Consider the following 7,009-nt stretch of genomic DNA (forward strand, 5'->3'; position numbering starts at 1 on the left):
ACTCGTGATCGTGCGGCAGCCAGACGGGCAGCGGCCAGGAGGCAGGCGGTCATGACCGGAGCCGGATCAGCGGGCGTCCGGCGCGCCGCGCGCTGGGGGTGCGCGGTGCTCGTCGCTCTGCTCTGGCTGCCCGCGCTCATCTTCGCCGCCGGGATCCTCGTCGCACGCGTGACGGGCTGTGGCGCAACCGAAGCCGGTCCCGAGCCATGCCTCGTCGCGGGTATCGACATCGGCCACCGGCTCTATGCCATGACCATGATGGGCTGGGTGGTCGTCGGCCTCACGCCTGTGATGCTGGCGAGCCTGGTCTTGGCGGCCGTGCTGGTCGTCAGGCGTCTGGTGCGGCGCAGGGCCGCCGGCCGAGCATATCCTACCTCGAGACCCTAAGGATTATCCGATGATGATGCCATCGATCCTGTTGGCCGCCGCGGTTGCCGGCGCGACGCCTGCCACGCCCGCCCATCCCTGTGCTGCCGAAGCGCGGACACAGGCGCTGAAGCTGCTCCGCTTCCATAACGATGGCGACAACCGGGCGACGATCGATCCGGCCAGCCTCCGCAAGATCGGCACGGTCGCATCGCTCGTCGGCAAGCGTCGCTTCGACGTGCTGGAGATATGGGGCAGCGTCTACAAGGGCGAGTACCGGATGCGCCTGATCTACGCCAATCCTGCCGGCATGTGCGTGCTGATGGGGCAGGAGATTCTTGAGCATAGCGATCCGTACTGATGCCAGGGGCGGGAACGCTTGCGAAGCTCACCCGGTCGTATCGTATCGTGACGATATCGCTCATGCTCGTGGCACAGGCGGGCTTTGGAGGCCGCGCGATGGCACAACACGCGCCTGACGGAAGCACCGCCGCGCTCGCGGCAGCCGCGCTTGGGGCGAAAGTGGTCGATTCTATCATGGGCGATCTAACCGGCGAAGGACGTGACGATGCGCTGCTGGTCGTCGATCGCGCGCGCGGTGGTATGGCGAGCGCACGGCATCCACTAGAGGTGGTGCTAATGCGCCGCGAAGCGGACGGGCGGCCGCGCAGGACAGCGGCGAATGCGCGTCTTCTCTCCTGCGGGCCGTGCGCGACGACGGGTGGCTGGCTGCGTGCGCAGGCCGGCAGCTTCACCGTCGTCGATGCCGGTGCGGGCGAGATGCGGGCGGAGTATCGCTTTGATTACGACAGGCACGCGCGGGTGTGGCACGTCGCGCACGTATCCCGCCGTATCGTCGATCCACACACGGGACATGAGCGGCAGCAGGAGCTAAGCGCGCGCGACGTGGGCGGGGCCAGCTTCGCCCGCTTCGATCCCGCACGTCTGCCGGTCTTTGATGGGGAGAAGAGCAAGTGATCCGTCCTCAAGTCGTGCGGCGTCGGATCGGTGCGGGCGCCGTGTTGGCTGCCGCGCTGACCTTGGTTCAGGCGGCAACCGGGGTGGCCCCGGTCGTTGCTGCCGCCCCGCCGATAAAGGCCATCGCCACGATGGACCTGTCGAAGCCGTTCGCGACACGCTCGCCGTGGCGCTTCACCGCCACGCAAGGGCCGGACACCAACGACACCCCGTCGGCAGAGGGAACCGAGCCCGGCGCGATCAGGCTGTGCATCAGCAAGGACGGCGGCCGCTCCTGCCACCCCTCTTTGAATACGCTGCTGATCGCGCCCGGCGGGAACGCGAACGACACCTTCTCACAGCCGCATTATCTCGGCATGCCGACGTTGTTGCATCCCGCGACGGGTGTGACGCTGCTGCGGATCGAGGCAGACAGCCTGCATGCCGGCAACGGCGACCAGCTGCATGGCACGGCTTTGCTCCGCTACGATCGCGCCGCCGACGCCTTCGTCACAGTCTACGAACGTTTCGTGGGTCACAACAACAACCAGGAGATCCGCTACATCGACGCCGGCCCGCTCCGGGGTGCCGTCATCACCGCGGAGCCGACGCAGGACGCGCCTTTCGGGTATTGGATCACGATCAGCCGCTTCGCCGGCACCAGTTACAAGCAGGCGCTGCGCTATCGCAGCGCGACGCGCTACGGCGACAACAACCCGCTCGCGGTGATCGACGCCGAGATGCCGAATATCTTCAGTCGTCTCGGTCTCTGGCATTCCGGCCAACCGCTCCCCCGTCCGGCACAGGGCTGCGCCAGGCCGCACATGGTGAAGGGTGCTTTATGGTGCTGATAATGCCAATCATATCATGACATTGCGCACAGTCATTGCGCGCGTTTCAACGATGGCGTCGTTCCTGTGCAGTTGTGGCGCGCTCATCCGTCAACCGTCATAACAGTCGATCGGCATCAGATACGGTATCGATCCTTCGACATATGCCCTTATTTTCCTTGCACAGGGGCGGGCTCATACCCTTCGAGCGAATAGCCGGTGGAGGTCTCCCCCGTCAGGCGCGGGCCATCGCAGCGCTCCTGCGTTCTCTTGTAACTGTAGTTCGTCATGATTTGTTTTCCCCCAGGCACGGGCGTGCGGTTCGCCCAGCCTTCGGTTACGTCGTATGCCGCCTGCTGCGGGCCGGTGGTCTTTGGACCTTCGCTTTGTATCAGCGTTTGCGTGGTTCCGTTGCCGGTCTTGCGCGGTGCCGTATCCGCCCTGCCACGGTCTTCCTTGTAGGCCGCATCGAGAAACGCACGGCATTCGGCGAAACTCTTGAACGTCCGGGGGAGCATGGGCAACGGCGGCATCTCGCCGTCCGCCAGCGCCGGCGAGGCGACGACAAACGAACATGATAGTGCGAAAAGGCTGATCCAACGACGCATTCTACATGACCAACTTAGACATGAGGGCGAAAGCCACTTGTCGAAAAGGCGGAATTTTCAACAAGGCCTCAAATACCCTACCTGTCCATTGTTTACGGCACACATGCGCTGCTCTTGTTCCTGTTGTTGCGGCTGCTGTTGCGTTGATGTCCTGTCGGAAAGCTTTGTCAAAGCACCCACGGCACGGAGTCTCTCCTGCTGCTCGCGAGTTCTGGTATCCTGCTGCTCGCGCAGCCCGTCCGCATGCTGCTGGGTAATCGCGAGCTTCTGCTTCATTAGCTGCAGGGCTCTGGGGTCGGTCCGTGGAAGCTTTGCCAGTTCGGCATCAATCTTCAGCACGGACGGGGGAAGAGAGCCTTGTTCGACCAACTTTCGATCAAGCTCGATTTCCGACATGGGCTGGTTTGTGGGTTCCGTCTGAGCGTGTGCGATGTTTCCACCGAGAGCGCTCAACGCAGCCATCATCATGAATGTCCTTGTGACGCGCATTCGTTTTCCACTTCACTCTGTCCGCCGTACAATGGCTCGGCCAAGCTAGAGCGATGGGCGGAACACGTAAAGTGCACCCGAATCGTCGGCTTTTGTCTCTCTGGCGAGATAGAATAATCGTTTTCCCTTGCGTCGTGCCGGTCAATTTACACCGTTGCGCTTCCAGATTGCATCGTGGCGCCATCCGGCGCTCTGCATATCGAGAATTTTACTGTCCTGATGTCTCCCTCGCGCGTCTAACCTTACGCGCGAAGAATCAACGCAGGGGATTTGGTGAAGCCGGAAAACGCCTTTGACGCGGACCATCTCAATCGACGCTGGCGACCGGCGTTGATGGCGTTCTTTCTGCGTCGTGTGCGCAATCCGAGCGAAGCCGAAGATCTGGCGCAGGAAGTTTTCGTTCGCATGCTCAAGCGCGGAGAGGATGCAGCGCCGGACGCCTATATTTTCCAGATTGCCCAGAATCTTCTGGTCGACGGCGTACGCAAGAACCGGGTTCGAGACCGATACAAGGAATGGGTCGGCACAGAAGTTGATCGCGACCTTGACGAATTCGACCCGCACCGTCTTGCGGAAGGGCGCGAGCAACTCGCGCTGCTGACGCAGGCGTTGGGAGAGCTTCCCGAGCGGACCCGGACCATCTTCATTCTCTACCGCGTGGAAAATATGAGCCAGGATGCGATCGGAACGGCGTTTGGCATATCCTCAAGCGCGGTGAAACACCATGTGGCGAAGGCGATGGCGTTGCTGATCCGCAAGATGCGAGATGCGCGATGAACGCCGGCTCCGATCGCGCGGCGCATCGCGACGAGCAGGCCGCTTATTGGTGTCTAAGCCTTGCCGAGGGGGCGCTGACACCGTCGGATCGGATCGCGTTTGATCGCTGGCTGAACGACCCCGAAAACGCGCGAGCGTTTGAAGAAGCGGTTGATATCTGGGATGCGATCGACAGCGTCGCGGGCAGGCCAGAATTGATTCATCTGCGCAGCACCGCGCTCGATAATTTTCGGCGACAAAATCGCCAACTCTGGTCTCGGCATACCGCGTCGAAACGGCTTTGGATCGGCACCGTAGCGGCATGCCTGCTCGTAGCAGTAGCGATGGCAATCCTCGTCCATACGCCGACGCATAGCTACCGCACCGGGCTCGGCGAGCGGCAGCTCGCGATTCTCGAAGATGGCTCTAAACTGTCGCTCGACGCAGATACCGAAGTCGATGTCCGGATGGAGCGAGATCGGCGCGACCTGGTGCTCGTTCGCGGCAGGGCCAAATTCGACGTCGCCAAAAACCCGTTGCGCCCGTTCAGCGTCACTGCCGGCGACAAGGTCGTCGTAGCGACCGGGACCGCCTTCTCCGTCGAGATGGTCGCTCGGCAGATCCACGTTCTGCTTTACGAGGGACATGTCGCGGTGCTTGACCGCGACAGCCACGTGCCGATCCCCCCACCCGCTTCTCCTGCCGGTAGCAGGATCGCCGTCGACCAGGCGCTACAGCCCGGCAGGGAACTTGTGATGCCGCTGGGCGGCGCGGCCGGCACCGTGGAAAAAGCCGACGTCACGCAGTCGCTCAGCTGGGAGGCGGGACAGTTAACCTTCGACGACGAACCCCTTTCGTCCGCGGTTGCGCGCGTGAACCGATATTCGAAAGAAAGGCTGGTCATCGGCGACGCAGGAACTGCGGCAACGCGCGTCAACGGGGTGTTCACCGCAGGCGATACCGATGCGTTTGTCGAGGCGGTCACTGCGCTGACCCCGGTTCGGGCATATCGCGAGAATCGGGACGTCACGCTCCGCCGGCAATGACCGTCATAATTTTGTCGTGACCTCGCTGTCCCTTCGCAGCGACCGCACGTCTCACTCTGCAGCGGCGCCGTTGCCGCATCGGGGGGTATAACATGCGGAGAGTGGCGGGTTCGGATTGGAAGCGCGGCGCGGCAGTGGCGGCGATCGCGCTGTTCGCGCGTGGAATGCCGGCCAGCGCCCAAGCGTTGGTATATCGGTTCGACATACCCGCCCAGGAACTGGGGGCCGCGCTCAAGACGTTCGCGCGGGTGTCGCATCAGCAACTAGGCTTCGATATTCGCTCCGTCCGGGGCAAGCGCGCACCCGCACTGAGCGGCCAATTCACACCGGGCGTCGCCCTTGCCAGACTGCTGGCTGGTTCAGGGCTTGTGGCACAAAGCGGAAAATCGGGCGTGATACTGATCCGTCCGGTCTCTGCCCCAGTCGTGAGCGGTGATACAGGATCGTCGGATGTCGCCGCGACCACGGAACCCGACGTCGTTGTCACCGGCACGCATATTCGCAATGGCGCCATCGCCGCTCCGGTCCTGCGGATCAGCAATCAGCAGATGCGCGAGGCCGGGCAACGCGATCTCGGCGAGGTGATCCGGGATATACCGAGCAACTATACCGGCGGCCAGAATCCAGGCGCGCGATTTCAGGCCGGCACTGCTGCCAACACCAACGCCTCCGGCTCGTCCGCGCTAAACCTGCGCGGCCTCGGCCCCGACGCGACCCTGACCTTGCTCAACGGCCGACGGCTTCCCTATGATGGCTCGGCCCAGGCGATCGACGTCTCCGCGATACCGATCGACGCAGTGCGCGAAATCCAGATCGTTCCCGACGGCGCCTCAGCGCTGTACGGATCGGACGCGGTGGCCGGCGTCGCCAATGTGGTCCTGCGCAGCGACTATGAGGGTATCGCCACGACGGCGCGGATCGGCACAGCGACCGACGGCGGCGGTTTCATCAACGCCTATGACGCGGTGGGCGGCAAACATTGGGGCGGCGGCGGTGCGCTGCTCGCCCTGCAGTTCGATCATCAGAACGCCGTGCGTTCCGATCAACGCGACTATACCCGCTATGTCGTCAGCCCGAACACGCTACTCGATGCGCACAAGCATTTCAGCGCGCTCGGCACCGCGCATCAGGACATCACCGACACCCTGACCTTCAGCATCGAGAGATTGTAGAAGGAGGGGTAGGTCCCGCCATTCTCCATGATCAGAATCTGTAGTTGCGGATGGTGACCGCGCCGCGCCAGCTCTTGGACGAGAAACAGCTCGATCGGCGAATCCGCACCCCAGACCCGACGGGGTTCGAGCTTCTTGAACGGCGTGAACAGCAGCTTCTGGCGATTTCTCGCGTAGCGCCGCCAAGCGTCTCCGGGCGGCAGGCCGATATTCGGCTGCAGCACCTCATCGGGATTGAAGCTGGTCGCGAGCCAGAACTGGCCGATCACGAGACCCACTTCGTCGAGATGGCCCTTGCCGGCGGCGAGCCCGGGCGTTCCCATCCCAAACAGGCCGTAGCTGCCCTCGAACGGATCGAACCGCGAGTATAGCGGCGGATTGGCCGGGTCGTAGGCGAGGGTAAGCTTCTCGACGAGGTCGATCGTCGACGTCTGGATTTCCCCGCGCTTGCTTGCAGGGAGCAGGCTGAGCGCGAACGGTGTCGTTCCGAAGCCTTCGCCCTCACCAGCCTTGGCCACTAGGCTCGCGACAATGAAGATCATCTGGAAGTCGATCTTCGCCTCACGGAACAGTACTACCTCGCCCTCGCTAGGCTCGTCATGAAGTGTTCCACCGGCTGCCTTCATCATCGGGATGGTTATCGGCTGGATGCCGCTCAGAGCCCGACCGAAAATTGAGTTGAGCGATTTCAGTAGCTTGTGATTCATCGGGGGTTGCGAAGACCACGAGGATCACATGGGCTGGACTGAAACCGCTCGACGCGAGCATGACAGAAGCGGGCTGCG

The 7,009-nt window shown here is 62.9% G+C and carries 10 protein-coding genes; 7 read left to right on the forward strand and 3 right to left on the reverse strand.

Translation table 11 applies throughout. From position 1 onward, the window contains the following. From EWE75_RS23310 to EWE75_RS23325, 4 genes are all read left to right on the forward strand, one after another. On the forward strand, window positions 1-387 hold a 387-nt coding region (locus EWE75_RS23310), incomplete at its 5' end, for a hypothetical protein (RefSeq protein ID WP_206364863.1). A 10-nt stretch (window positions 388-397) separates the two neighbouring features. After that, the gene (locus tag EWE75_RS23315) at window positions 398-727 is read left to right on the forward strand and encodes a hypothetical protein (protein ID WP_206364864.1); all 330 of its coding nucleotides are present in this window, start codon (window positions 398-400) and stop codon (window positions 725-727) included. Between the two features lie 98 nt (window positions 728-825). Then, window positions 826-1,344 (forward strand): hypothetical protein, encoded by a 519-nt coding sequence (locus tag EWE75_RS23320; RefSeq protein WP_130160449.1) that lies wholly within the window; start codon window positions 826-828, stop codon window positions 1,342-1,344. Then, entirely contained in the window at window positions 1,341-2,174 is an 834-nt protein-coding gene (locus EWE75_RS23325) for a hypothetical protein (protein ID WP_206364865.1), read from the forward strand. The genes EWE75_RS23320 and EWE75_RS23325 overlap by 4 nt, the downstream gene beginning before the upstream one ends. 149 nt (window positions 2,175-2,323) lie before the next feature. Here EWE75_RS23325 and EWE75_RS23330 read toward each other — a convergent pair whose 3' ends face one another. Both EWE75_RS23330 and EWE75_RS23335 read right to left on the reverse strand, forming a co-directional pair. Next, window positions 2,324-2,761 carry a hypothetical protein gene (locus tag EWE75_RS23330; RefSeq protein WP_130160450.1) on the reverse strand — a complete coding sequence of 146 codons (438 nt, stop codon included), beginning with the start codon at window positions 2,759-2,761 and terminating at the stop codon, window positions 2,324-2,326. A 57-nt stretch (window positions 2,762-2,818) separates the two neighbouring features. Then, a complete protein-coding gene (locus tag EWE75_RS23335; RefSeq protein WP_130160451.1) occupies window positions 2,819-3,229 on the reverse strand; it encodes a hypothetical protein in 411 nt (136 codons plus the stop codon). Between the two features lie 294 nt (window positions 3,230-3,523). Here EWE75_RS23335 and EWE75_RS23340 point away from each other — a divergent pair, with 294 nt between their 5' ends. The 3 genes from EWE75_RS23340 to EWE75_RS23350 all read left to right on the forward strand — a co-directional run bounded on the left by EWE75_RS23340 (window position 3,524) and on the right by EWE75_RS23350 (window position 6,224). Beyond that, window positions 3,524-4,027, forward strand: a complete 504-nt coding sequence (locus EWE75_RS23340; protein ID WP_231708537.1) for an RNA polymerase sigma factor — start codon at window positions 3,524-3,526, stop codon at window positions 4,025-4,027. Next, the gene (locus EWE75_RS23345; protein WP_130160452.1) at window positions 4,024-5,052 is read left to right on the forward strand and encodes a FecR family protein; all 1,029 of its coding nucleotides are present in this window, start codon (window positions 4,024-4,026) and stop codon (window positions 5,050-5,052) included. Before EWE75_RS23340 ends, EWE75_RS23345 begins: the two co-directional genes overlap by 4 nt. Window positions 5,053-5,144: 92 nt before the next feature. Further along, window positions 5,145-6,224 (forward strand): STN domain-containing protein, encoded by a 1,080-nt coding sequence (locus EWE75_RS23350; RefSeq protein ID WP_130160453.1) that lies wholly within the window; start codon window positions 5,145-5,147, stop codon window positions 6,222-6,224. Here EWE75_RS23350 and EWE75_RS23355 read toward each other — a convergent pair. After that, window positions 6,179-6,931, reverse strand: coding sequence for a hypothetical protein (locus EWE75_RS23355; protein ID WP_130160454.1), 753 nt, complete (start codon window positions 6,929-6,931; stop codon window positions 6,179-6,181). The two genes, EWE75_RS23350 and EWE75_RS23355, sit on opposite strands and share 46 nt — an antisense overlap. Window positions 6,932-7,009 lie beyond the last annotated feature (78 nt).

Source organism: Sphingomonas populi (assembly GCF_004208535.1).
In the GTDB taxonomy this organism is placed as follows: domain Bacteria; phylum Pseudomonadota; class Alphaproteobacteria; order Sphingomonadales; family Sphingomonadaceae; genus Sphingomonas; species Sphingomonas populi.

Bases quoted from the DNA above. Each gene is read 5' to 3' on its own strand.
- EWE75_RS23315 (WP_206364864.1), top strand. From the start codon at position 398: ATGATGATGCCATCGATCCTGTTGGCCGCCGCGGTTGCCGGCGCGACG.
- EWE75_RS23320 (WP_130160449.1), top strand. From the start codon at position 826: ATGGCACAACACGCGCCTGACGGAAGCACCGCCGCGCTCGCGGCAGCC.
- EWE75_RS23330 (WP_130160450.1), bottom strand. From the start codon at position 2,761: ATGCGTCGTTGGATCAGCCTTTTCGCACTATCATGTTCGTTTGTCGTC.
- EWE75_RS23335 (WP_130160451.1), bottom strand. From the start codon at position 3,229: ATGATGATGGCTGCGTTGAGCGCTCTCGGTGGAAACATCGCACACGCT.
- EWE75_RS23345 (WP_130160452.1), top strand. From the start codon at position 4,024: ATGAACGCCGGCTCCGATCGCGCGGCGCATCGCGACGAGCAGGCCGCT.
- EWE75_RS23350 (WP_130160453.1), top strand. From the start codon at position 5,145: ATGCGGAGAGTGGCGGGTTCGGATTGGAAGCGCGGCGCGGCAGTGGCG.
- EWE75_RS23355 (WP_130160454.1), bottom strand. From the start codon at position 6,931: ATGAATCACAAGCTACTGAAATCGCTCAACTCAATTTTCGGTCGGGCT.